Source organism: Amaricoccus macauensis, assembly GCF_014201905.1.
GTDB lineage: Bacteria > Pseudomonadota > Alphaproteobacteria > Rhodobacterales > Rhodobacteraceae > Amaricoccus > Amaricoccus macauensis.
In genome coordinates this window covers 26819-50714 of sequence record NZ_JACHFM010000005.1, presented here as the reverse complement: position 1 = coordinate 50714, position 23896 = coordinate 26819, and the positions used below count along the sequence as shown (strand labels likewise).

At 67.9% G+C, this 23896-nt stretch carries 24 protein-coding genes and 1 tRNA gene; 15 read left to right on the top strand and 10 right to left on the bottom strand.

What is annotated here, in order from left to right:
• Positions 1–43: 43 nt before the first annotated feature.
• On the bottom strand, positions 44–730 hold the full coding sequence (locus HNP73_RS19505) for a D-lyxose/D-mannose family sugar isomerase (RefSeq protein WP_184154051.1): 687 nt from the start codon (positions 728–730) through the stop codon (positions 44–46).
• Between the two features lie 7 nt (positions 731–737).
• On the bottom strand, positions 738–2291 hold the full coding sequence (locus HNP73_RS19500) for a CYTH and CHAD domain-containing protein (protein ID WP_184154047.1): 1554 nt from the start codon (positions 2289–2291) through the stop codon (positions 738–740).
• A gap of 335 nt (positions 2292–2626) precedes the next feature.
• Between HNP73_RS19500 and HNP73_RS19495 the strand changes: the two genes are divergently transcribed.
• Positions 2627–3136, top strand: a complete 510-nt coding sequence (locus HNP73_RS19495) for a hypothetical protein (RefSeq protein WP_184154044.1) — start codon at positions 2627–2629, stop codon at positions 3134–3136.
• On the opposite strand, the gene HNP73_RS19490 is transcribed toward HNP73_RS19495, so the two are convergent.
• The 4 genes from HNP73_RS19490 to HNP73_RS19475 form a co-directional block, all read right to left on the bottom strand.
• Positions 3116–4021, bottom strand: a complete 906-nt coding sequence (locus HNP73_RS19490) for a DMT family transporter (protein WP_343063371.1) — start codon at positions 4019–4021, stop codon at positions 3116–3118. The two genes, HNP73_RS19495 and HNP73_RS19490, sit on opposite strands and share 21 nt — an antisense overlap.
• Before the next feature lie 100 nt (positions 4022–4121).
• Entirely contained in the window at positions 4122–4412 is a 291-nt protein-coding gene (locus tag HNP73_RS19485) for an HU family DNA-binding protein (protein ID WP_184154041.1), read from the bottom strand.
• Between the two features lie 492 nt (positions 4413–4904).
• Positions 4905–6395 (bottom strand): AMP nucleosidase, encoded by a 1491-nt coding sequence (locus HNP73_RS19480; RefSeq protein ID WP_184154038.1) that lies wholly within the window; start codon positions 6393–6395, stop codon positions 4905–4907.
• A 112-nt stretch (positions 6396–6507) separates the two neighbouring features.
• A complete protein-coding gene (locus HNP73_RS19475; RefSeq protein ID WP_184154035.1) occupies positions 6508–6936 on the bottom strand; it encodes a PACE efflux transporter in 429 nt (142 codons plus the stop codon).
• A 115-nt stretch (positions 6937–7051) separates the two neighbouring features.
• Here HNP73_RS19475 and HNP73_RS19470 point away from each other — a divergent pair, with 115 nt between their 5' ends.
• From HNP73_RS19470 to HNP73_RS19415, 12 genes are all read left to right on the top strand, one after another.
• Positions 7052–7930, top strand: coding sequence for a LysR family transcriptional regulator (locus HNP73_RS19470; protein WP_184154031.1), 879 nt, complete (start codon positions 7052–7054; stop codon positions 7928–7930).
• A gap of 35 nt (positions 7931–7965) precedes the next feature.
• Positions 7966–9078, top strand: coding sequence for an endonuclease/exonuclease/phosphatase family protein (locus tag HNP73_RS19465; protein WP_184154028.1), 1113 nt, complete (start codon positions 7966–7968; stop codon positions 9076–9078).
• 92 nt (positions 9079–9170) lie between these two features.
• Entirely contained in the window at positions 9171–10271 is a 1101-nt protein-coding gene (gene leuB, locus HNP73_RS19460) for a 3-isopropylmalate dehydrogenase (protein WP_184154025.1), read from the top strand.
• 305 nt (positions 10272–10576) lie between these two features.
• Positions 10577–11527, top strand: coding sequence for a DMT family transporter (locus HNP73_RS19455; protein WP_184154665.1), 951 nt, complete (start codon positions 10577–10579; stop codon positions 11525–11527).
• A 107-nt stretch (positions 11528–11634) separates the two neighbouring features.
• A tRNA-Pro gene (locus HNP73_RS19450) sits at positions 11635–11711 on the top strand.
• A gap of 367 nt (positions 11712–12078) precedes the next feature.
• Positions 12079–13635 carry a phospholipase D family protein gene (locus HNP73_RS19445; RefSeq protein ID WP_246399976.1) on the top strand — a complete coding sequence of 519 codons (1557 nt, stop codon included), beginning with the start codon at positions 12079–12081 and terminating at the stop codon, positions 13633–13635.
• 279 nt (positions 13636–13914) lie between these two features.
• The gene (locus tag HNP73_RS19440; protein WP_184154022.1) at positions 13915–14682 is read left to right on the top strand and encodes a glycosyltransferase family 2 protein; all 768 of its coding nucleotides are present in this window, start codon (positions 13915–13917) and stop codon (positions 14680–14682) included.
• Positions 14682–14984: a lipid-A-disaccharide synthase N-terminal domain-containing protein gene (locus tag HNP73_RS19435; RefSeq protein WP_184154019.1), complete on the top strand. Its 303-nt coding sequence runs from the start codon at positions 14682–14684 to the stop codon at positions 14982–14984. The genes HNP73_RS19440 and HNP73_RS19435 overlap by 1 nt, the downstream gene beginning before the upstream one ends.
• Positions 14985–15000: 16 nt before the next feature.
• Positions 15001–16404, top strand: a complete 1404-nt coding sequence (locus HNP73_RS19430; protein WP_184154016.1) for a glycosyltransferase family 39 protein — start codon at positions 15001–15003, stop codon at positions 16402–16404.
• A gap of 90 nt (positions 16405–16494) precedes the next feature.
• Entirely contained in the window at positions 16495–17298 is an 804-nt protein-coding gene (locus tag HNP73_RS19425; protein WP_184154013.1) for a UDP-2,3-diacylglucosamine diphosphatase, read from the top strand.
• Positions 17298–18533 carry a BtaA family protein gene (locus HNP73_RS19420; RefSeq protein WP_184154010.1) on the top strand — a complete coding sequence of 412 codons (1236 nt, stop codon included), beginning with the start codon at positions 17298–17300 and terminating at the stop codon, positions 18531–18533. The genes HNP73_RS19425 and HNP73_RS19420 overlap by 1 nt, the downstream gene beginning before the upstream one ends.
• Positions 18530–19174: a class I SAM-dependent methyltransferase gene (locus HNP73_RS19415; RefSeq protein WP_184154007.1), complete on the top strand. Its 645-nt coding sequence runs from the start codon at positions 18530–18532 to the stop codon at positions 19172–19174. The genes HNP73_RS19420 and HNP73_RS19415 overlap by 4 nt, the downstream gene beginning before the upstream one ends.
• A gap of 42 nt (positions 19175–19216) precedes the next feature.
• Here HNP73_RS19415 and HNP73_RS19410 read toward each other — a convergent pair whose 3' ends face one another.
• Genes HNP73_RS19410 through HNP73_RS19400 form a run of 3 tightly spaced genes read right to left on the bottom strand, consistent with a single transcriptional unit; the run spans position 19217 to position 21049 of the window.
• A complete protein-coding gene (locus HNP73_RS19410; protein WP_343063370.1) occupies positions 19217–19480 on the bottom strand; it encodes a hypothetical protein in 264 nt (87 codons plus the stop codon).
• The gene (locus tag HNP73_RS19405) at positions 19470–19862 is read right to left on the bottom strand and encodes a GntR family transcriptional regulator (protein WP_184154001.1); all 393 of its coding nucleotides are present in this window, start codon (positions 19860–19862) and stop codon (positions 19470–19472) included. Before HNP73_RS19405 ends, HNP73_RS19410 begins: the two co-directional genes overlap by 11 nt.
• A 26-nt stretch (positions 19863–19888) precedes the next feature.
• Positions 19889–21049, bottom strand: a complete 1161-nt coding sequence (locus tag HNP73_RS19400; RefSeq protein ID WP_184153998.1) for an NAD(P)/FAD-dependent oxidoreductase — start codon at positions 21047–21049, stop codon at positions 19889–19891.
• A gap of 287 nt (positions 21050–21336) precedes the next feature.
• On the opposite strand from HNP73_RS19400, the gene HNP73_RS19395 reads away from it, so the two are divergent.
• The gene (locus HNP73_RS19395) at positions 21337–21765 is read left to right on the top strand and encodes a GFA family protein (RefSeq protein ID WP_184153995.1); all 429 of its coding nucleotides are present in this window, start codon (positions 21337–21339) and stop codon (positions 21763–21765) included.
• A gap of 94 nt (positions 21766–21859) precedes the next feature.
• On the top strand, positions 21860–22903 hold the full coding sequence (locus HNP73_RS19390; RefSeq protein ID WP_184153992.1) for an aspartate-semialdehyde dehydrogenase: 1044 nt from the start codon (positions 21860–21862) through the stop codon (positions 22901–22903).
• Positions 22904–22958: 55 nt separating this feature from the next.
• Here the strand turns inward: HNP73_RS19390 and HNP73_RS19385 are convergent, their stop codons facing one another.
• Positions 22959–23888 (bottom strand): c-type cytochrome, encoded by a 930-nt coding sequence (locus HNP73_RS19385; protein ID WP_184153989.1) that lies wholly within the window; start codon positions 23886–23888, stop codon positions 22959–22961.
• Between the last annotated feature and the right edge of the window lie 8 nt (positions 23889–23896).

Here is a 23896-nt window from a genome sequence, read left to right as displayed (position 1 = left end):
CCCTCCGTGCATCAATCCGCTCCGGTCACCCGCAGCGGCCGTTTCACGCGAACCACTTGCCGTAGTCCGACACCATGAGCCGCCACGGCGCCTCGTCTTCCTCGATTTCGGGGAAGCGGCCGATCGCTTCGGCGAAGACGTTGTCGGTCAGGTCGTTGTTCACCGTCGAGACCTCGCCCACCAGCGCGTCGCCGCCCTCGGCCCAGAACGCGTGCCAGATTCCGGGAAGCAGCGTCACGCTCTCGCCGGGAGCGATCTTCAGGATCGAGCCGGCATCGAGCTCTCGCAGGATGCCGTCGCTCGCCACGGTCACATCATGGTCCTGGTCGATCTCGCCCGCATCGTTCGAGGCGTAGAGCTTCACCGCCAGCGTCGCGCCACCGCGGTTGATGATGTCCTCGGCCTTCACCACGTGGCGGTGCATCGGCGTGACCTGATCCTGCCGCACCACCATGATCTTCTCGGCGTAGCACATGCCGGAGCCGCGCCGCAGATCCTCTTCCCGGCCATTCCGGAGCGTGAAGAGGAAGAGCCCCCGCTCCTTGAATGCGCCGGAGCCGAAATCGGTGATATCCCAGCCGAGGTTCGAGCCGATGATCTCGCCGATTTCCGGCCGGCGCGCCTCCATGTCGTCCGGCGTCCAGCCCGCGAACGGCGGCAGCAGGAAGTTGAACGAGCGGATGAACTCGTCACCCGCTCGCAGGATGTCGTTGATCTCGGATCGCTTCACGATTGCCTCACGTCCAGAATGGCTTCGTCGCCGCCAGATCGTCCCACCGGGAAAAGATTTCCGGCCGCTCCGCCGCCGAGGCACCGGCGAGGATACCCAGAGTGAAGCCGATGGCGCGTTGCACTGTGGGATCGTCCTTCGCCACTGCATCGGGACCGCCCAGCTTCGCCTCGGCCATCGCCGCGTCGTTGAGGCTGCCGAAGCTGTCCTGCAGGTCCTTCAGCGCCGCGAGGAACGCCGCGGAGCGCTTGCCGGGGTAGATGCCGATCACCATGTCGCCCGCGTAGCGCAGCTTCTTCAGCGACTTTCGCAGGCTGTGCAGCTCTTCCGACTCCAGCTCGCGGATATCCTCGCCCAGCGACTTCACCTTGCGCCAGCGCTTGCGCAGCAGCTTCGGGGCAAGTTCCCCGATCGGCTGCGCCAGCCGGGTCGTCTGGTCGTAGTCCGAGGGCGCGAGCCAGCCCCGGGTCTCGACGTATTCCAGCAGGTCGAGCAGGAAGCGCCCGGTCTCGGGTGCCGCCAGCGCGGCCCTGACTTCGATGCGGATCGCCTCGCGGCGCGTGGCGAGCGCGGTTTCCAGCAGCTGGTGTGCCTCGGGATCGAGCCCGTGTGACGCGGCATGGGCCAGCACTTCCTCGATCAGCACATCGGCATCGCGCAGGTGGCCCACGTCCTGCCCGAGTTGCTGCGCGGCGGCGTTCAGCCGTTCAATGCCGGTTGCGCCGAGAGTCGGCTCGAATACCTGCAGCGCGGTCCGAAGCCGGCGCAGGCCGATGCGAAGCTGATGTGGGCCTTCGCTGTCGTCAGTGTCGAGCACCACGGGAATGTTGGCCGAGATCTGCCCGAGGCAGTCGCGCAGCACGTCGCGCGCCACCAGTTCCGCGCCGGTTTCCGGCCCGAAGTCGAAGGTGCCGGCCTTGCGCGCCTTCGGTGCCGGCGCCGCGCCGTTGCGCAGCAGCCGATAGCCACGCGCCGCCTTGTTCGTGGTCCCGAGCTGGAAGGGTGCGCCGTCCAGGAGCTGTCGGGCAACGGCGAAGATCGCGCCGACACTGCCGGACTTCAGTTCGAACTCCGCCTCCGAGATCGGCTCGGACAGCTCCCCGGCGCGGACGTCACCGTTGTCCAGCGCCAGCTCCACCTCGCCGAAACCCTCGATCCGCAGCAGCGTCGTCGTGCGTTGCACCCGGGTTTCGAAGACCGGAGCGAGTTCGGCGCCGTCGAGCGCCTCGCGCACGGCCGCAAGCGCGCCGTCGGGGTCGGTGCCGTCGAGCACCAGACGGCCGCCGGGCGCGGCCCTCTCGTCCTCGTGATTGGAGAAGAGGCCCCCGCTGTCGCCGGTCTGCTCCTTGCGCTTCACGGTCTGGACCCAGCGGCGGCCGATCTTGCGCAGGCGGAGCGCGATGCCTGCGGCCCGCAGGCGATCGTCGGAAGTGTCAAGGTAAACTGATACCAGTGACTCGCTCCGCGACGCCCCGACACGCAATGCGTTGAGGCGGGGGTGGGCCGCGATGGCGCGGATCCCGTCGGGATCCATCAGGATTTTCAGCTCGCTCTCGATCATGACGCGCTGCGGCAGTGCCGTTGGTTTTGTCGGCCGCTCATGCTATCGTAACCCTCAGAAGACTTTTCGTCGATCGGACAGATGGCTCAACGCACGACCTTGGTCAGTCCTTCGCGCGCCCGCGTCCACCGCCTCCCTTTTGCCATTGCCGTGATGCACCGCGCCAGCGGGGAGTGGTCCCGCGTTCGATCAGGAAAGGTTAGGAACTGCAATACATAGTCGCAAGTCGAAAGGTTCCGCGGAACCAGTGAGGTGACCATGGTCCAGGGCGTCCAGGGGAGCACTCGGGCAGGCCGGCGGGCACGGACCGCCGACCGCGGTCGGAGGCGCCCGGGATGAACGACGCGACCCTCGGCATCGCCTCCGACTTCGTCAAGGCCGGCATCGACAAGGCGGGCATCCCGCTTTCGACCACGCTTGAGGCCTATCTCTCCTTCACCTTCGCCCGCTTCATCGGCCGCCACGTCACCGTCGATCTTCTGACCATTCGGGTCGCCCGTGCGCTCGACGGAAATGCGCCGCGCGATGTCCTCCGGGCGCTTGCCGACGAATGCCTCATTGCCTGCGCGTTCTTCGAGCGCCGGCTGCGGCGCTCGGGTTCCGTCCGGCACTATGTCGGGCTCGGTCAGATGAGCTATGACGCCGCGGCGCTGACCGAGCAGGCCTACGGTTTCGTCCACATGCGCGACGTGATGGCCTCTGCCGCCGCGAGCGACCGGCCGGAGGAGGCGGCACTGCTTCTCGACCGGGCACGGGCCGGTTCGACGACGGCGCGCGCCGAGCTCGAGCAGCAGAACGTGGTGGTGGGGCCGTGGGCGCGGGCGTCAGGCCTTCTCTGGCGCTGACGCGCGCCCGCGGACGCGGGCGCCGGAGAACTGCACCGCGAGGATGCCGGCCATGATGATCGCGACGCCGAGGAAGTCGCGGGCGGTGACGTGCTCGCCGAGGATCAGCGCGGCGATGGCAACCCCGAGGAACGGGTTCAGGAAATGGAAGGTCGCGGCCCGTGTCGCGCCGATCCGGCGGACAAGGACGAACCAGATCATCGTCGCCACGACACCCGAGATCAGCGCGGAATAGACGAGCGCCACGATGAAGCGCGGTGGCGAGCTCACGGTCCATGTCTCGAAAAGCAGGCTCGCGGGCAGGAGCGCGGCGGAGCCGACCAGCATCTGAAGGCCGACTACCATCCAGAGATTGCCGCCTGCGGCCGCGCCGCGCAGCGTCAGCGTCGCGATGGCCAGCGCCGTAACGCCGATCATGCAGACCACCGTGCCGCGGAGGTCGAGGCCGTGGCCGAGGCGGGAGAGCATGATGACGAGGACTCCGACGAAGCCCGCCGCAAGCCCGGCGAGCGCGAGGGGCTTCAGGCGCTGGCCGAGGAAGATCCGCCCCAGCGCCGCGACGACGAGCGGCATGGAGCTCGCGATGATCGACGCAACCCCGGCCTCGACCGTCTGCATCGCGTAGTGGAAAAGCCCGAGGTAGAGCGCGTTCTGGCAGAGGCCGAAGATCACCACGAGGCGCCATTCCTGCGCCGTGAGGCGGATGCGCTGGCCGAGCGCGAAGCCGATGCCGAGGGCGAGGGCGCCCGAGACGAGGAAGCGCAGCGACAGCACGAGAAACGGTGGCCAGTACTGCACCACGATGTGCGACGAGGTGAACGCCGAACTCCAGATCGCCGCGAAGAGCACGCCGAGGCTCAGTCCCTTCCAATCCACCTCAGACACTGCCCTGCCCCCCGGAAAGCAAAAGGCCGCGTTTCGCCGCGGCCTTTTCCGCTTCACCCGGATCGGTGCCGGGATCAAGCGTCGATCTCAGCGCCGGGCGTCACGCGTTTATGACATCCTTGAGCTGCTTCGCGATCGTGACCTTGGCCACGCGGTCGGCCGGCTTCAGCATCTGCTCGCCGGTCGAGGGATTGCGCACGGTCCGCTCCGGGCGCGCGCGGCAGGCAAACTTCCCGAGCCCGGGCAGGGTGACGGCGCCACCGTCAGCCACCTGCTTCGTCACGATCTCGGTCAGCGCCTCAAGGGCGCGGTTGGCGCTGGCCTTGTCGAGCGCGGCCGTCTCAGCGATTGCCGCAACCAGCTGCGTCTTCGTCATGGGCTTCTGGGTCATCCCCGATTCCTGTTTTATTGTTTCCCGTGGTCGTCAAACGCCAGCGGCGGGCGTCGACTTGGCCGAACTTAAGCGGTGCCTTTTCGAAAACTCAACCGTGGATCGTTACGTTCCCTTGGAAAGCCTCAAGAAACGCTCAATCATGAGTTGAGTGTTGCAGTTTTGCGCCGCGACCGGCATCGAGACAGAGGATCAGACGACCACTTCGAAAGAACAGGGGCCCTGCACGGAGTCCCCTCCCATGCTCAATCCCGGTTTTGGCCGGGCAAAGCGGGACTCGCGGTGCCGAAGAGGTCGCCGGACTAGTTGAGTTCGAACCCTGCGTTTAGGACGTGAGAACCACGTCATCTTTCGGATTACGGTACCAAACCGGGCACTCGGTCAAGTTGCACCAAAGCCTCACTGCGGGCCTGCGCCAACGAATGGGGTAGTTTGCCCAGCAAGTGCTGATGCGACCGCGCCGGCCGCCGTGGGCAGGGTCGCCCCATAGACCTAGAGGAACGCCGTCTCGTCGAAACTCCTCAGTTTCCGGGAGTGGAGCTTCTCCAGCGGCATGTCGCGGAGCGATTCGACGGCGCGAATGCCGATCCGCAGATGTTGCGCCACCTGACGCTTGTAGAACGCCGTTGCCATGCCGGGCAGTTTCAGCTCGCCGTGAAGCGGCTTGTCCGACACGCAGAGCAGCGTGCCGTAGGGCACGCGGAAGCGGAAGCCGTTGGCGGCGATGGTCGCACTTTCCATGTCGAGGGCGATTGCGCGTGCCTGACTGAGGCGGGCCACCGGGCCGGACTGATCGTCGAGTTCCCAGTTGCGGTTGTCGATCGTCGCGACCGTACCGGTCCGCATCACCTTCTTGAGCTCGTAGCCTTCGAGCCCGGTCACCTCGGCGACGGCGTCTTCCAGCGCCACCTGCACCTCCGCCAGCGCCGGGATCGGCACCCAGACCGGAAGATCGTCGTCCAGCACATGATCTTCGCGCATGTAGGCATGGGCGAGCACGTAGTCGCCGAGCGACTGGGAGTTTCGGAGGCCGGCGCAATGCCCGACCATCAGCCACACGTGCGGCCGCAGCACCGCGATGTGGTCGGTGATGGTCTTTGCGTTCGACGGGCCGACGCCGATGTTGATCATGGTGATGCCCGAGTGGTCCGGACCGATCAGGTGGAACGCCGGCATCTGCGGCAGCCGCGCGGTCGGCGCGCCGGTCCGCCCCTCGCGGGTGACGACGGCGTTTCCGGGCTCGATGAAGGCGGTATAGCCCGAGGTCGGATCCGCGATCGCCGCGAGGGCGTAGTCCACGAACTCGTCCATGTAGAACTGGTAGTTGGTGAAGAGCACGTGGTTCTGGAAGTGCGCGGCGCTCGTCGCGGTGTAGTGCGCGAGGCGCGCGAGGCTGTAGTCGATGCGCTGGGCGGTGAACGGCGCGAGCGCGCGCACGCCGGCCGCGTTGGGCCTGGCGTAGCCGTTCACGATGTGGTCGTCGGTGTTGTTGAGGTCCGGCACGTCGAAGACATCACGCAACGGCCGATGCAGCACGTCCTCGATCGAGCCTTCCACATGCGCGTTCTCGCCCATGGCGAAGTGCAGCGGGATCGGCGTGTCGGAGGTGCCGACCCGCACGGGCATGCCGTGGTTCTGGATCAGCAGGCCGAGCTGCTGGGTGAGATAGCCCCGGAACAGGTCGGGCCGGGTGATCGTCGCCTCGTAGATCCCGGGCTCGGTCACGTGGCCGAACGAGAGCCGTGAGTCGACCTTGGCAAAGCTCGCCGTCGTGAGGCTCACGTTGGGATAGAACGCGCGATAATGCCCCTCGGGCTTCGTCCCCGCCATGACGCGGGTAAAGTTGTCGCGCAGGAAGCCGGTCGCGGCGCTGTAGCGCTGCTCCAGGTCTGCGACCGCGGCGGCGGCATCGGTGTACATCGTGTCCGGGTGAGACTTCGGAACGACGAGCGGCAGCTCGGTCAGCGGTTCGCGATGGTGCATGGGGCTCGATACTCGGAGGGCGCGGCGGGCCGGGACGGGCGGCGGAGGTCAGCCATCGCGTAACCATCCGCTGCCCTTGCCGTTGGTTCAACCGAATTATTTGCGACGCCGCTCAGGCCTCACGGACGGCCGAGGCCGGCAGCCCGAAGATGCGGTCGAACGCCAGATTGAAGACGAAGGTGTAGACGAGGAAGAACGTCAGCAGCCCGAGGTCGAGCAAAAGTGCCTCGATGAGGCCGATCCCCATCCACCACGCGACGACCGGCACGAGGATAAGGGCAAGCCCGCCCTCGAAGCCGATGGCATGGGCGATGCGCATGGAGAGCGGCCGCCCGGCGACCGCGCGGCGCGCCTCCCACGCCTCGAAGCCGGCGTTGTAGATCGCGTTCCACGCCATCGCGATCGCCGAGGACAGTACCGAGAGCCCGCCGGCGTGTGCGCCGCCAACCCCGTAGAGTGTCGCGATCCCGATCGTCGTGACAATGATGGCGATCGCCTCGTAGGCGGTCACGTAGACCACCCGCCGCTTCCAGCCGTGCATTCTCGATTTTGCCGCCCCAACGGGCGGTCCCCCTGCATCCAAATTCCGTGGACAACATACTCACGACTGCTGATTGTGCCAGACAGGTTCTATCAGTCTTTCTGACAGGTGGCGGATGGCGTTCAGCTCGGAGTCAGTCCGGTTGTTCCTCGCGGTGCTCGACCACGGGTCATTCTCCGCAGCGGCGCGGGCGCTCCGGCGCGCGCCGTCGGCGGTCAGCATGGCGATTGGCAATCTCGAGGCAGAACTCGATCTCCAGCTCTTCGACCGGTCGGGACGAGAGCCGGTGCCCACCGCTGCCGCCCGCGCGCTGGAGCCCGAGGCGCGCGCCATCGCCGACAGCCTGCACCGCATCGAGGCGCATGCACTCTCGCTTCACGCCGGTCTCGAGCGGCGGCTCGGTCTCGCGGTCGCCGACGAGCTTCTGGTCGGGCCGTGGCGCAATCCGCTGGCGGCGCTGGCCGTCGAGTTCCCGGCGCTCGAGGTCGAAGTGATCTCCGGGCCGCAGGACGAGGTGCTGCGCAGCCTGCACGGCGGCGAAGCCGCGCTCGCGGTCGTCTTCGAGCGGCCGGTGCTCATGAGCGACCACGAGGCGTTTCGCGAGGTGGGGCAGGAGGTGCTGCTGCCGGTCGCGGCGCCCGGCCATCCGCTGGTCGCCGGCGCGCCTCCGGGCGCTGTCGATCTCGTCGGCGCCCGCCAGATCGCCGTTGCCGGGCGGGACCGCAGCCGCATCGACCCCCGGCTCGTGGTTGCGCGCCAGCTCTGGCGCACGGACAGCCATCTCGCGACGCTCGGGCTCGTCGAGGCCGGTCTCGGCTGGGCGTACCTGCCGCGCACGCTGGTGCAGCCGCTGATTGCCGAGGGGCGTCTCGCGGAGGTAGCTCTTGCCGACATGAGCAACGAACTTCGCCTCTGGGTCGACGTGGTCTGGCGCAGTGACCGGCCGCTCGGTCTGGGCGCGCGTCGATACATCGAGTTGCTGGGCCGGCATTAACCCGCCCTCAACCCTGACCGCCGAGCGTGCGTCCCATGCTGCGCCCACTTCTCGCTTTGGTCTGTCTCTCTGCTCCGGTGGCGGCCGAGACGCTGCGCGTCGCCACCTGGGACGTGGGGCTCGCCCGTGACGCGGCGGGCGAACTTCTCGGCGACCTCGCGAGGCCGCCATCGCCGCAGCTCGCGGCCATCGCCACGGTGCTTCGCGCCGCCCGGCCCGATGTGCTTCTGCTCTCCGGCATGGACGACGACCATCAGGGGATGGCGCTTGCGGCCTTCGCCGACCTCCTCGCGTCGGGTCCGGACGGCCTCGTCCTTCCCCATCGCTTCCGCGCGGCGGTGAACGCCGGCGAGCCCTCGGGCTTCGATCTCGACGGCAACGGCAAGCGCACCGACTGGGCGGACGGCTGGGGTTGGGGGCGGTTTCCCGGCAACGGCGGCATGGCGATCCTGTCGCGCCTGCCAATCGACTCCGCCGCGGCCCGCAGCTTCCGCCTGCTGCGCTGGCGCGACCTGCCCGGCGCGCTGCTGCCGACGAAGCACGACGGCACGCCCTTTCCTGACCCGGTGGCGGCCGCCGAGCTTCGGCTGTCGTCGCGGTCGCACTGGGACGTGCCGGTGGTGCTTCCGGGGGGCGGCAGGTTGCACCTGCTCGCCGCCGCGCCGACGCCGCCGCTGTTCGACGGGACGGAAGGGTTCAACCGCCGGCGCAATCACGACGAGATCGGCTTCTGGACCGCATGGCTCGGCGGAGCGGTCCTGCCCGACGACACCGGCCAGCCGGCAACCGCCCCGCACGCGGGCTTCGTCGTGCTCGGCAACCTCAACGCCGATCCGTTCGACGGCGCGGGGCTTCGCGACGGGATCGCCGGGTTGCTCGCGCACCCGCGCCTGCAGGATCCGCGCCCTGCCAGCGAGGGTGGCCGAGCGGCGGCAAGCCCGGGCCACGCCGGGCCGCCCGAACTCGACACCGCCGACTGGGACGAGGCGGGGCCGGGGAACCTGCGGGTGGACTACGTGCTGCCGTCCGTTGATCTGGAAATCGCGGGCGCGGGCGTCTTCTGGCCCGCTTCCGGCGAGCCGTTCGCCGCCGCGGCGGCGGCGGCGTCCGCGCACCGGCTGGTCTGGGTCGACATCGCTCTGCCCTGAGGCGCCCACCTTGCCCCCCGGCTTGACCCCCGGCAGGGGAGGCGATACCGCGGGAACATCTCCGTCCCATTCCCTTGCCTCCGAGGTTTGCCATGGCCACCCCGACCCTTCTCATCCTGCCCGGCGACGGCATCGGCCCGGAGGTGATGGCCGAGGTCCGCAAGGTGATCGGCTGGTTCGGCGCCAACGGCCGCCCGTTCACCGTCGAGGAGGAGCTGGTCGGCGGCTGCGCCTACGATGCCCATGGTGCTGCGATCAGCGACGCGGCCATGGAGAAGGCGCAGGCGGCGGACGCGGTGTTGCTCGCCGCGGTCGGCGGCCCGAAGTGGGACAAGGTGCCCTATGATGTGCGCCCCGAGGCGGGCCTGCTGCGCCTGCGCAAGGATCTCGAGCTCTTCGCCAACCTGCGGCCGGCGAAGTGCTTCGACGCGCTGGCGGACTTCTCGTCGCTGAAGCGCGAGCTGGTCGAGGGCCTCGACATCCTCATCGTGCGCGAGCTGACCGGCGGCGTCTACTTTGGCGAGCCCAAGACGATCACCGACCTTGGCAACGGCCAGAAGCGGGCGATCGACACGCAGGTCTACGACAGCTTCGAGATCGAGCGGATCTCGGCGGTCGCCTTCGAGATGGCGCGGGTCCGCGACAAGCGCGTCTGCTCGATGGAAAAGCGCAACGTGATGAAGTCGGGTGTCCTCTGGAACGAGGTGGTCCAGCAGACCCACGACGCACGCTTCCCCGACGTCGAACTCAGCCACATGCTGGCCGACGCTGGCGGAATGCAGCTCGTGCGCGCGCCGAAGCAGTTCGACGTCATCGTCACCGACAACCTCTTTGGCGACATGCTCTCGGACGTGGCGGCGATGCTCACCGGATCGCTCGGGATGCTGCCCTCGGCCTCGCTCGGCGCGCCGGACCCCAAGACCGGACGGCGCAAGGCGCTCTACGAGCCGGTCCATGGCTCGGCGCCCGACATCGCCGGTCAGGGCAAGGCGAACCCGATCGCCTGCATCCTCTCCTTTGCCATGGCGCTGCGCTACTCCTTTGACGCAGGCGCCGACGCCGACCGGCTGGAAGCGGCGGTGGAACGGGTGCTGGCCGACGGCCTGCGCACCGCCGATCTGATCGGCCCGGGTGGCGGCAAGGCGGTCACGACATCGGAAATGGGCGACGCCATCGTCGCGGCGCTCGGCTAGTCGCGCTCTGCGCGCGTACCCCGACCAGACGGGCGGATGCACTGCGCCCGCTGGTCGCGAAAGTGAATTTTCAGTCCTCAGGGCTGAGGATGCAGCCGGGAATGTCCGGGGTCGCAAAATCCCTCCGCTTCGGCGTCATGCAAGGCGTTTGGCGGAGGGCCCGTCTGTTGAGGCTGATCAGCCGGGGGTATTTTCGGTACCTGGAAGGTTGTTCTCTCCACGATACGCGCTTATGCCTTTCGGGAAGCCCCCCGGAGGAAGACCATGGCGATCGCCCGACACGGCATGAGGCGGCACGGATGCCGCTGACCTCGAATACCCGCGGCGCGATGTTCGCGCTCGCAGCCTTCGGCATCTACTCCACCCACGACGTGGTGGTGAAGTTTCTGGGCGAAGTCTACGCGCCGTTCCAGATCGTCTTCTTCTCGACGCTCTTCGGCTTCCCGATTGTCACCCTCATGCTGCTCCGGGACAGGATGCAGGGCGATCTGCGGCCCCGGCATCCGTGGTGGACGCTGCTGCGCACCGCGGCGGCGGTCGTCAGCACCACTTCGGCGTTCTATGCCTTCTCGGTGCTGCCGCTGGCCCAGACCTATGCGCTGATCTTCGCGGCGCCGCTGCTCATCACCGTCCTCGCGGTGCCGGTTCTCGGCGAGACGGTGGGCCTGCATCGCTCGATCGCGGTGATGGTCGGCCTCCTCGGGGTACTTGTGGTGCTTCGCCCGGGCGCCACCGAATTCTCGTCCGGGCATCTCGCGGCGCTCGCGGCAGCCGTCTGCTCGTCGGTCGCGGCGGTCGTCGTGCGCAAGATCGGCGCGGAGGAGCGCAGCGCCGTGCTCCTGCTCTATCCGATGGTGGCGAACATCCTCGTCATGGGGTGCATCCTGCCCTTCGTCTACAAGCCGATGCCCGGGCTTCACCTTGGCGGGGTGGCGCTGATGGCGCTTCTCGGCTTCACGGCGGCGCTCTGCCAGATCGCCGCCTACCGGACCGGGCGGGCGGTCGTCGTGGCACCCATGCAGTACTCCCAGATCCTCTGGGCCGTGGTCTATGGTGCGTTCTTCTTCCACGAGCGCCCGGATTGGCCGACGGCGCTCGGGGCCGGGATCATCATCCTGAGCGGCATCTACGTGGTCTTCCGCGAGGACAGCCGGTCGAGCACCCGTCCGGTACTCCGCACCGAGAGCCGTTATGTCTCCGGCATCTACCCGAGGATCAGCCTGCTCCGCCGGCTGGCGCGGCGGGATGCCGACTGACGCGACCGCCTCCGGCCGGGGCCGCTGATGCGCGCGCGGACGTCGCGAGAAACCCCGAACGAAGGCCGTTGCGCTCCCCCCGCAACCGCATTAAGAGACGCGCCAGTCGGAGTGTAGCGCAGCCTGGTAGCGCACCTGCTTCGGGAGCAGGGGGTCGGAGGTTCGAATCCTCTCACTCCGACCAGTACGAAATTCGCCTGTCGCGAAAACCCGTCGAAAATCGTCACCTCAGCTGAAATGGTTCTTCCTCCCTCAAAAAGGGGGGGAAAATTCCGTAGCATTCCCCACGGCATCTGCGGGGATCGGAAGTTGAAAAAAAGACACTCCGGGGGCGATGCGCGGCTGCCCTGGTCTGGTCTGTTTCATCGTGGGCGGCGTGATTGCATGGCCGCATGACCATGTCGCAAGTCGACGCCTTCCGCGCCCTTCATGTCGCGTTCGGGCTCTGGTCTGACATTCACCGGCGGCCATGGATCGAGCAATGGACCTGCGCTTCCCGACGGTCGATTTCGCCGTCAGTGCGTTGGTCCTCGGCGGGCACGAGGGGAAACATGCCAATGCTGGTGCGGATCGGGGTTTTTCTCGCGGGGCTGGTGCTTCTTGCCGTCGTCGGCGTCCTCGCCGGACGATGGCTGTTCCCACTGCCGGACATCTCGGGCCGCGCACCGGAAGTGTCGCTGCCGCGTGATCCATCGACGCGGCTCGCGGAGCGGGTGCGCGCCGGGATGGCGGGGCATGAGCATGAGAGCGGCGTCATCCCGCTGGCGGGTGGCCACGACGCGCTGGGCAGCCGCCTTGCCCTGTCGGAGATCGCTGACCGTTCGATCGACGCACAATATTACATCTGGCACGACGACACGTCGGGGCGGCTGCTGCTGAAGATGCTCTACGACGCCTCGAAGCGCGGCGTGCGGGTGCGCCTGCTGCTGGACGACAATGGCGTGCCGGGGCTCGACGGCGTCATGGCCACGCTGAACGCGCTCGACAATTTCGAGATCCGGCTCTTCAACCCCTCGACTATCCGCACGCCCAAGATGGCCGGCTACGCGCTGGATTTCATGCGGATGAACCGGAGGATGCACAACAAATCCTTCATCGTCGACGGCGAGGCGGCGATCATTGGCGGGCGCAACATCGGCGACGAATATTTTCGGGTCGGGGATGCGAACTACTACCTCGACATGGACGTGCTGGCCTTTGGTGACGTGGTCGGCAAGACCGCCGATGTCTTTGACGCCTACTGGAACAGCGCCTCGGCCTTCCCGGTTGACCAGATCATCAGGGGTGAGGGCGATCTCGACGCATTTCTGGCCAGCGTCGCCGAGTCCGCGCGCAGCGAGGCGGCAGGGAAACTCGTGGGCCAACTCGAGTCGAGCGCGAGCCGCTTCCGGGGCGGATCCGTCAGGCCGGAGTTTACCCGGGTCGAGGTCGTTGCCGACGATCCGGTGAAGGGGGAGGGCAAGGCGTCCCGCGATCAGCTGATGATCACCCGGCTCTCGGGCATCCTCGGCGAGGTCCGCACCGGGATCGACGTCGTTTCGGCCTATTTCGTGCCGGGCAAGCAGGGGACGCGGCTCTTCGGGGATCTGGCGCGCTCAGGCAAGCGCGTGCGGATCCTGACGAACGCGATGAACACGACGGACGTGCTGATCGTCCATGCCGGCTACACGAAATACCGTCGCGATCTGCTGAAGGCGGGCGCGGAGCTCTTCGAGCTGAAGCTTCGCGCGGAACAGGAGCCGGGCCGCGAGGAGCTGAAGCGGCTTGGACTTTCCGGCGCGGCGCTGCACGCCAAGACCTTCGCCGTCGACGATCGCCGCGTCTTCATCGGATCGTTCAATTTCGACCCGCGCTCGGCGCTGCTGAATTGCGAGATGGGCTTTCTGATCGACAGCCCGACCATGGCCCGCCGGGTGTCCGAGGGGTTCGACGGGCCGCTGAAACGGGCCTCCTATCAGCCCGTCCTGACACTCGATGGCCAGATGGCATGGACCGAGGAGATGCCCGACGGCAAGCTTGGCATCTACCAGCAGGAACCCGGCGCAAGCTGGTTCAGGCAGGCGGCCATCGCCGTGATCGGGCTGCTGCCGGTCGAATGGTTGCTGTAGGCGGGGTGGCCTGCCATGGACATTTTGCTCGCCTTGATGACGCGGGCTGCCGGAGATCATGGGCGCCCCCTTGTGCTTCGGGAACCTGGCGGGGCGGATCGGTTTCCGGTCCGGCCGCGGTTCGCGTGTCGCCGGGACGCCCGGATCGCGCAACGGCCCTTCCGGCGATGACGGTTTTCACCACTCGGGGAGCGTGGCTTGACCCTCGCGGATCCTCGGTTTACCCGGGCCGTTGGCTAAATTATCGTTGCCCGGTGCCGGGAGAAGAAGCGAGGGCAGATGGCGTCGAAACTGGATCGGGTCGCGCCTTGGCTTTCCGTGGTGGTGCCGCTCAAGAACGAGGCTGAGAACGTCGTCTTCGTCGCTGAGGGCATTGCGGCTGCATGCGCCGACCTCGCCCCCTTTGAGATAATCTTCGTGGATGACGGCTCGACCGATGACACCGCTCACCGGGTGCTGGCGTTGCGTCAGGAATTGCCGATGCTGCGCCTGGTGCAGCACCGCAACAGCGCCGGGCAGTCCGCGGCGATCGCGAGCGGCGTGAGTTTCGCCCATGGCCGGGTGATCTGCACGCTCGATGGCGACGGGCAGAACCCTCCCATGGAGATCCGCAAACTCGTCGCCCGCCTCGAAGGCACCGCGTTCCCGGAGGGCGTCGGTCTCGTTGCGGGCCAGCGGGTCGGGCGGAAGGACACCGCCTCGAAGCGGATTGCCTCGCGCTGGGCCAACGGTATCCGTCAGCGGTTGCTGAACGATGGTACCCGCGATACCGGCTGCGGGCTGAAGCTTCTGCCACGCGACGTGTTCCTCGGCCTGCCCTACTTCGATCACATGCACCGCTATCTGCCGGCGCTGGTGGCGCGTGACGGGTGGCGGACGATTCACGTGGACGTGGCGCATGACGCCCGGCATGCGGGGAAATCGAACTATGCCAACATCAGCCGGGCGATCGCCGGCGTCTGGGATCTGCTCGGCGTCATGTGGCTGATCAAGCGGCGCCGGAAGGCCCGCCCCATGGAGCTCGCGCCGGTCGAGGGCGACGCCTGATGGAGGCGGTCTTTACCATCTTCCACGTCGACCATTGGGGCGAATTCTGGTGGGTGATGGTCGGCTTCGTCGGGCAGGCGCTGTTTTCCATGCGCTTCCTGGTCCAGTGGATCATGTCCGAGCGGGCGCGGCAGTCGGTCATGCCCGTGGCCTTCTGGTACTTCTCGGTCGGTGGCGGGATCGTGCTCCTCGCCTACGCAATCTATCGCCGCGATCCGGTGTTCATGCTGGGGCAGGCCATGGGTCTCATGGTCTACGCTCGCAATCTCTGGCTGATTCATGCACCGCAACGAACTGAGTGACGGAAACCGGGCCTTTGTGCTCAGCCTTTTCGCGATCGGGGCGATCACCCTCTGGCGGATGGCGTTTCTGCCGTTCGATCGGGCGGATCTCTACGTCGATGATGCGCAATACTGGTTCTGGGGGCAGCAGCTCGCGTGGGGTTATTATTCGAAGCCGCCGCTGATCGCCTGGATCCTTCGGCTGTCGACGTCGATCGGGTCTGACTCGCCATTCTGGATCCGTCTGCCGCTGCCGCTGATCTGGGCCTTCACCTCGGTCGTCGTCGGGCTGATCGCCCGGCGCCTCTACGGCGCGCGCGCGGGCGCCGTCGCCGGCTTCGGCTTTTCGCTCTTTCCCGCGGTTGCCGTCGCGAGTCTTCTTGTCTCGACCGATACACCCATGCTCGCGTGCTTCGCGCTGGCGATCCTTGCGTTCATCACCCTCGCCGAGCGCCGGTCGATCGGCTGGGCGATCGTCCTCGGCGCGGCGGTCGGCGTCGGGATGCTCTCGAAGTACGCGATGATCTACTTTCCGATCTCCGCGGTCCTTGCCGCCCTGGTGATGCCGCAGGCGCGGATCGCGCGCCGGGACGCGGTCATTGCCCTCGTGGTCGGCTTGCTGATCCTCTCTCCGAACATCTTCTGGAACCTGCAGAACGGCTTCACGACGCTGCAGCACACCGCGGACAACACCAAGCTTGAAGGCGGTGCCGGTTTCTATCCGATCAAGCTTCTCGACTTCATCGGCGCCCAGTTCGGTGTCGCGGGGCCGGTGTTCTTCGCCGCCTATATCCTCGGTCTCGGGCGCGTGGTGTCGGACAGCCGGGCGCGGCTTCTGGCGTTCCTGTCGCTGCCGACGTTTCTCATTGTCTCGGTGCAGGCGATCCTCGCCGGGGCGCACGGCAACTGGGCGGCCGCGGGACATGTGGCCGCGGCGGTGCTCGCCAGCGCCGTTCTGGCGCCCCGGCCGCGCTGGCTCGCGGCCGGGCTTGTCCTCAATGGCGCGATCGCCCTCGCGCTGCCGGTCGCGACCACCGTCGCCGACAGTTTCCGCCTCGGAGACCAGCTCGCGCTCTATCGCTACGTGGGGCGGACCGCCGCGACCCACGAGTTCGAGCGCCTCGCCCGCGAACAGGGGCTCGAGGCAATCGTCGCCACCAATCGCGATATTCTCGCCGATCTCTTCTACACGCTGCGCGATTCCGACCTCACGATCTACGCCGAGCCGGTCGACGGCTTTCCGCCGCACCACTACGCCCAGAAGCATCCGTTGCCGCCCGGCCCGGGCGAGGTGCTGTTTGTCGGTCGGGGAGAGCCGCCCGACTGCCGCCCCGGTGGTACCCCGGGAACCGAGGTTGCGCGCTGGCGTCCGGCAGAAGGCTACGTGACGACCGACTTCGCGGCCTACCGGGTGCCGCGGAGCTGCTGGTTCCCGGGCTGACACCTTCAGAATTCCGTCAACTTCCAATCACAAATCGGTCAAGAGCCGTCGCTAGACCGCATCCGGAACCCCGGTTGAGAGGTTGGCGGCTTGAAGTATCGGACGATCCTGATTTCCGACGTGCACCTCGGTACCCGCGGGTGCCAGGCCGAGTTGCTGCTCGATTTCCTGTCCTGCCATGAGGCTGAGACCTACTACCTCGTCGGCGACATCTACGATGGCTGGCAGATGCATCGCGGCCTGAACTGGGCCGAGAGTCACACCGCCGTCGTTCACGCGCTGCTCGGCAAGGCTGCGGCGGGGGCCAGGATGGTGTTCGTGCCCGGAAACCACGACGAGATGTTCCGCTCCTGCCTCGGGGCGCACTTCGGTGGCATCGAGGTCATGGCGCGCGCCGACTATGTGACAGCCGACGGCCGGCGCTATCTCGTGACGCACGGCGATGAGTTCGACGCAGTGGTGGTGCACGCGAAGTGGCTCGCGCACGTGGGCGACCGGGCCTACGACCTCGCGATCCAGGCCAATATTCTCTTCAACCGCGTGCGCCGGCTCTGGGGCGGACCCTACTGGTCGCTCTCGAAGTGGGCGAAGGCGCAGGTGAAGCGCGCGGTGAGCCACGTGAGCGCCTTCGAGGCGGCGCTCGCGAAGGAAGCGCGCGAGCACGGCTACGACGGCATCGTCTGCGGCCACATCCACACCGCCGCGCTGCGTGAGATCGAAGGCATCCAGTACGTCAACACCGGCGACTGGGTCGAGAGTTGCACGGCGGTGGTGGAGCGCGAGGATGGCTCGCTGCACCTGCTCGACTGGGCGGCGGTCCGGCGTCGCCGCGCCCTCGCGAACAGTCACCCGCGCCTGATGCGCCGCCGTCGCCAGAACGCAGAGGCCGCGTGATGACCGAGATCGCAAGTCCGGCGCCCTCGGCGCAGATCCGTACCGCCGTCAGCGAGACCCGTCGTCTCACCGCCACGAGCGTGCTCGAGTCGGTCTTCGCCCGCATGTTCGAGGGGCTGGTCTATCCGCAGATCTGGGAGGACCCGGTGGCGGACATGGCCGCCCTGGGCCTCGCGCCCGATGAGCATGTGATCTGCATCGCCTCCGGCGGCTGCAACATGATGTCCTATCTGACCGCCGGCCCCGGCTCGGTGACGGCGGTGGACCTCTCGCCCGCGCATGTCGCGCTCGGGCGGCTGAAGCTCGCGGCGGCGCGGGCGCTGCCCGATCATGCGGCGTTCCACGACTTCTTTGCCCGGGCGGATCGCCGGGAGAACGTTGCGCGCTATGACGAGCTGATCGCGCCCGTCCTCGACGCGGAGTCCCGCGCCTGGTGGGCGGGCCGCGGGCCGCTCCGCCGGCGTCGGATCGAGATGTTCGCCCGGGGCTTCTACCGCCACGGGGCGCTGGGACGCTTTATCGGCACGCTCCACGGCATCACCCGACTGGCCGGCGTGGACTTCCGGCCGCTGCTCCAGGCGGAAAGCCTCGAAGCGCAGGCGGCGTTCTTCGACGCCCGGATCGCGCCGCTCTTCGAGAAGCGGCTGGTGCGCGGGCTGGCGGCGCAGCGCGCGTCGCTCTTCGGCCTCGGCATTCCGCCCGCCCAGTACGACAAGCTCGCCGCCGATGGCGCGGGTTCCGTCCTGCCGGTGCTGCGCGAGCGGACGCGGCGGCTGATGTGCGACTTTCCGATCCGCGAGAACTACTTCGCGTGGCAGGCGTTCGCCCGCCACTACGATCAGCGGCCGGGTGGCGCGCTGCCGCCCTATCTGCAGGCCGGGCAGTTCGAGACGCTGCGCGAGGCGGCGCATCGCGGTTCGATCGTCAACCGCTCCCTGACCGACCAGCTGGCCGGAATGCTGGCGGGATCGCTCGACGCCTATGTGCTGCTCGACGCGCAGGACTGGATGAGCGACGCGCAGCTGAACGCCCTCTGGGCCGAGATCGACCGCACGGCGGCACCGGGCGCGCGGGTTCTGTTCCGCACCGGTGGCACGCCCGACATCCTGCCGGGCCGTGTGTCGCCCTCGATCCTCGACCGCTGGCACTATGACTCGGAGGCTTCCGCCACCGCCTTCGCCGCCGATCGTTCGGCGATCTACGGCGGCGTCCACCTCTACAGGCGCACCGCATGATCGCCGCGGAGACCCGGAGCCACGCGGCGCTGATGGACGGCATCTACCGCCATCAGCGCCGGATCTACGACCTGACCCGCGCGTGGTACCTGCTCGGACGCGATCACCTGATCGGGGAGCTTCGCGTGCCCCAGGGCGGGCGCGTGCTGGAAATTGCCTGCGGCACCGGGCGGAACCTGCACCATATCGCGCGGGCCTGTCCCGGGGCGTCGCTCCACGGCCTCGACATTTCCGAGGAAATGCTGCGCTCGGCGCGGGCCAAGCTCGGCGACCGGGCGCGTCTTGCCGCCGCCGACGCCTGCGACTTCGATCCGCAGGCGCTGTTCGGTGTCGCGACGTTCGATCGGGTGGTCCTCTCCTATTCCGTCTCGATGATCCCGGACTGGGAGCGCGCGCTCGACATGGCGACGCGTTGCCTCGCGCCGGCGGGAGAGCTGCACGTCGTCGACTTTTCGGAGCAGTCGCGCCTGCCGGGCTGGTTCCGCACCGGGCTGCGCGCATGGCTGGGCAAGTTTCACGTGACGCCGCGCGCTGATCTTCACCCGGCGCTTGAGCGGGCCGCCACGTCGCTCGGTGGCCGCGTGCGCTGGCGATCGCTGTTTCGCGACTACGCCCAGTATGGTGTCGTGATCCGCCCGTGATCCGCCCGTGACGTGCGGCGCCGGGGTCTCCGCCGCCCGGGGTCAGGCGGCGTCGAGCAGCTGCTTCTCCGCCGCATCGAGCCTCGCGACGATGAACCCGACCGCCTCCTCGATGCGCCGCTGCCGCATGAGGTCGAGGAGCCTCAGGTGCGCGTCGCGAAGCGCCTGCAGGTCGTAGCTGCGGGATCGGGTCGCGCCCGCCATCGCCAGTTGCAGCTTGGCGAGCTGGCGCGCGTAGAACTCGACGAGATCGCCAGAGCCGATCAGCGCGACGATCTCGGTGTGGCAGGCGATGTCATCCTGCACGATCGCGTGGGTGTCGCCGGTCCCGACGGCCCGCGGCGAGCGTTGCCGTCGCGGCGGCGAGCGGCTGGAGCGCCACATCGTCCAGGGCGCCGAACGCCCTCACTCCGGCGGCTTCGAGCAGGCGGCGGACCCGGTAGATCTCGTTGATCCCTCCGCAGTCGAGCCGGGTCACGCAGAGCGAGCGCGTGGTGGGATTGCGGGTGAGCAGGCCCTCGACGATCAGGGTGTTCAGCACCTCGCGAACCGTCGGGCGGGAAACGCCCATGTCGCGCGCGATGCTCTCCTCCGTCACGACCTCTCCGGGAACCAGCCGCCACTCGAGGATCTGCCGGCGCAGCAGCTGCACGCATTGTTCCGCGACGGTCTCACGCCTGATGCGCATGGTTGGGTCTCTGCCCCGTTGTTCCGCTATTGCTCGCCGGGCTTTCGCGGCGTGTACGGTTGCCCATAGGTCTTGTCGATCGCGAAACGCTCGATCCTGAATTCGTCGAGCGCCGCCTGCGGCTCACCGCCCAGCTCGGCGGCGACCGCCTCGCCAAGGTAGGGCGCGAGGGTCACACCGGAATGGGTGGCGACGACGTAGAACCACGGCACGCCGGGAGCGAAGCCCGCGATCGTGCGGCCATCCTCCGGCATCGCCCGCTGACCGACCATCAGCTCGACAATCCGCGCGCCGCCAGTGCCGTCGAGCAGCGCCCGAAGTCGCGTGAGCAGCTCCCGGGCGAGGGGCGAGTCCGTCCCGGGCACCTCGCGCGGATCGGCGGTCGCATCGAGGTCGAGCGCCTGCAGCATCAGCCGGCCACCACCGGCGGGCCGGACGTTCAGCCACGGGCTGGTGACGAGGGACGCGAGGCGCACGGGCAGGGGATTGGTCACCGCGAGGTAGCCCACAACGATGTCGCCCGGCTCGGAGAACTCACGCACGGGCACGTTGGCGCCGGCGAGCGCGGCGCAGCGCGACGTCCAGCGCCCGGTCGCCGACACGACCCGGTCGACGTCCTCGACGCTGCCGTCCGAGAGCCCGACCGACGCCGTCTCGCCGTTGCCGGTGAGGCTGGTCACCTCGACGCCGGTCCTGATCCGAGCGCCGGCAGCGCGCGCCTCGCCGAGCACATGCGCGAGGTAGAGCGCGGGATAGGCGTGGGCCTCGCCGGGATAGCGGATGATGAGCTGCACGCCCTCGGGCAACCTGACGTCGGGCAGCAGCCGCGCGACGTCCGCCGCCGTGATCTCCTCGGCCGGGTAGTCCCAGGACCTGAGCCGCGCCGCCCGGGCGGCAAGGTCGTCGCGGTGATGGTCGTCGATCGCGAATTCCACGTGGCCGCCAATATCGAGCCACGCGGCGCCGTCCTTCGGCGAGAGGCGCTTGTGGGCGTCGAGGCCGGCGCGGTTGATGTCGAAGTACGCCTTCGGCTGTTTGCCGTTCGAGTTCAGCCAGGCATACGAGGTGCTCGTCGTTCCGCACCCCGGGTGACCCTTGTCGATGACGACCACCGACGCACCCCGCTCGGCGAGCCGAGCCGCGATTGTCACTCCGATGATGCCCGCTCCGATGACCGCAACCCGCATGCCGATCCTCCATTGTCAGACAGTCACACACTCCATGCGCAGGGCCCGCGTGGTCGCAGGCGGGTCAGGTGGCGGGGCGCGCGACGGCCCGGGACGGACCGCCATCGCATCGCTCCCGCAGGCCGGCGCCGCGCTTCTGGCCGCGCGTCGGACGGGGAAAGCCGGCGTCTGCCGACGGCTTCATGCTGGCTGGCGGAACCGAGCAGCGCCTAGACACGCGGCGGTCGCGGGGTCCATGGTCTCGCTCGGGAGTGCTCGCGCTCTCCTTGACAGGAAGGAAACGCTCAATGTCCGAGACCCACCAGGGAACCTGTTTCTGTGGCGCTGTCGCCGTCGAGGTGACCGGCGCGCCGGAAGCCATGGGCTATTGCCACTGCGCGTCGTGCCGGTTGTGGTCGGCCGGGCCGGTCAACGCCTTCACGCTCTGGAAGCCGGAGAACGTCACGGTGACCAAGGGTGATGACAAGCTCGGACACTTCGCCAAGACCGCGATGTCCGACCGCAAGTTCTGCACCGTCTGTGGTGGCCACGTGATGACAGATCATCCGGGCCTCGGGCTCGTCGACGTCTATGCCGCGATAATTCCGACACTTGCCTTTGCGCCGGTGGTGCACGTCAACTATTCCGAGGCCGTGCTGCCGATCCGGGACGGCCTGCCGAAGCTGAAGGACTTCCCCGCGGAGTTCGGCGGCTCGGGCGAGACGATGCCGGAGTGACCGTGACCCGGACAACGTGACCCGGGCGAATCCGGTTTACTTTCCCCCGGATATGCGCAAAAGCGCCCCCGCACTGTACCAGGAGTGAAGGGCAATGGGCTATCGCGTTGCGGTCGTCGGCGCCACGGGCAACGTGGGTCGGGAAATGCTGAACATCCTCGCCGAGCGGGAATTTCCCGTGGACGAAATCGTGGCGCTTGCGTCCCGAAAGTCGCTCGGCACCGAGGTTTCCTTCGGCGACCGCACACTGAAAACCCTCGATCTCGACACGTTCGACTTCACCGGGTGGGACATGGCGCTCTTTGCCATCGGGTCCGACGCGACCAAGAAGTACGCGCCGATCGCGGCGAAGGCCGGATGCGTCGTGATCGACAACTCGTCGCTCTACCGCTACGATCCGGACGTCCCGCTGATCGTGCCCGAGGTGAACCCGGACGCGATCACCGGTTACTCCCGGAAGAACATCATCGCCAATCCCAACTGCTCCACGGCGCAGATGGTGGTGGCGCTGAAGCCGCTGCATGACCGGGCGAAGATCAAGCGCGTCGTCGTCTCGACCTACCAGTCGGTGTCCGGCTCGGGCAAGGGCGCGATGGACGAACTCTGGAACCAGACCAAGGGCCTCTATGTCCCCGGTCAGGAAGTGGAGCCGAGCGTCTATCCGAAGCAGATCGCCTTCAACGTCATTCCGCACATCGACTCCTTCATGGAGGACGGCTTCACCAAGGAAGAGTGGAAGATGGTGGCGGAGACCAAGAAGATCGTCGATCCGGCGATCAAGGTGGTCGCCACCTGCGTCCGCGTGCCGGTCTTCGTCGGCCACTCCGAGGCGGTGAACGTCGAGTTCGAGGATCCGCTCGACGAGGACGAGGCCCGCGAGATCCTGCGCGAGAGCCCGGGGCTGCTCGTCGTCGACAAGCGCGAGGCCGGTGGCTACGTCACGCCGATCGAGTGTGTCGGCGAGTATGCCACCTACGTGAGCCGCATCCGCACCGATCCGACGGTGGAGAACGGGCTGGTGCTCTGGATCGTCTCCGACAACCTGCGCAAGGGCGCGGCGCTCAACGCCGTGCAGATCGCGGAGCTTCTTGGTCGGCGGGTCCTGAAGAAGGGCGACGTCCCGGCGACGGTCGCCTGAAGCCTGTCATGAGCGGGACCATCGGTCCCGCTCATGGAACTGCGCGCGCCGGCGGTCAGCGTGCTGCTGGCGCGCTCGCCTGTGGCGGCACCGCCGCGAGATAGGCCGCGATGGCGTGCAGGTCGTCATCCGGCAGCATCGCAAGGTTCTCCTGCACGTCCACCATGCTCCCTCCGACCGCGTCAAAGTCGGGGTCGAAGCCGGTCTGGTAGAAATAGACCATATCCGCCAGTGACCAGTCGCCCACCGGGCCGCCCGGCGTGATGTTGGGGATACGTCCCTTGCCCTCCGGGTTCGGCGCGCCGGCGAGCCAGCGGCTCGTATCGACCGCGCCGGCGAAGTTGCGGGGCGTGTGGCACTCGCCGCAGTGACCCGGACCCTCGCTCAGGTATTGCCCGCGCAGAACTTCCGGGCTCGCATCGGCGATCGTGACCGCCGGGCTGTCGTCGAGGAATGCGAGCTTCCAGAGACCGACGCCGCGCCGGATGTTGAACGGGAAGCGAAGGTCCGTCTGCGCCGCCGCAGTCTCCGGGATCGGCGGCAGCGTCTGCATGTAGGCCCAGAGGTCGGCGACGTCGCCGAGCTCCATCCGGGTGTACGACGCGTAGGGGAAGGCGGGATACAGATGCTCGCCACCCGGCCCGATGCCCTTCAGCATCGAGTTCGCGAAGTCCGCTGCCGTCCAGTTGCCGATGCCATGCTCGGGATCGGGCGAGATGTTCGGCGGAGCGAAGTTGCCGAACTCGGTGGCGAGCACGCGCCCGCCGCCGAGTTTCAGCCGGTCGTTCTCCTTTGCCCCGGCCGCCGCATGACAAGAGGCACAGCCGCCGACCCAGAAGATGGACTCGCCACGAGCCGCGTCGCCCGGCGGCATCGCGGCCAGCGTTTCGGCCGAGAGGCCGCGGGGCATGGTCAGCACCCAGAATCCGGCGCCGGCCACGAGGCCGAGCACCGCGAGCCAGCCGAGAATGCGCAGGACAAGCATGGCCCGGC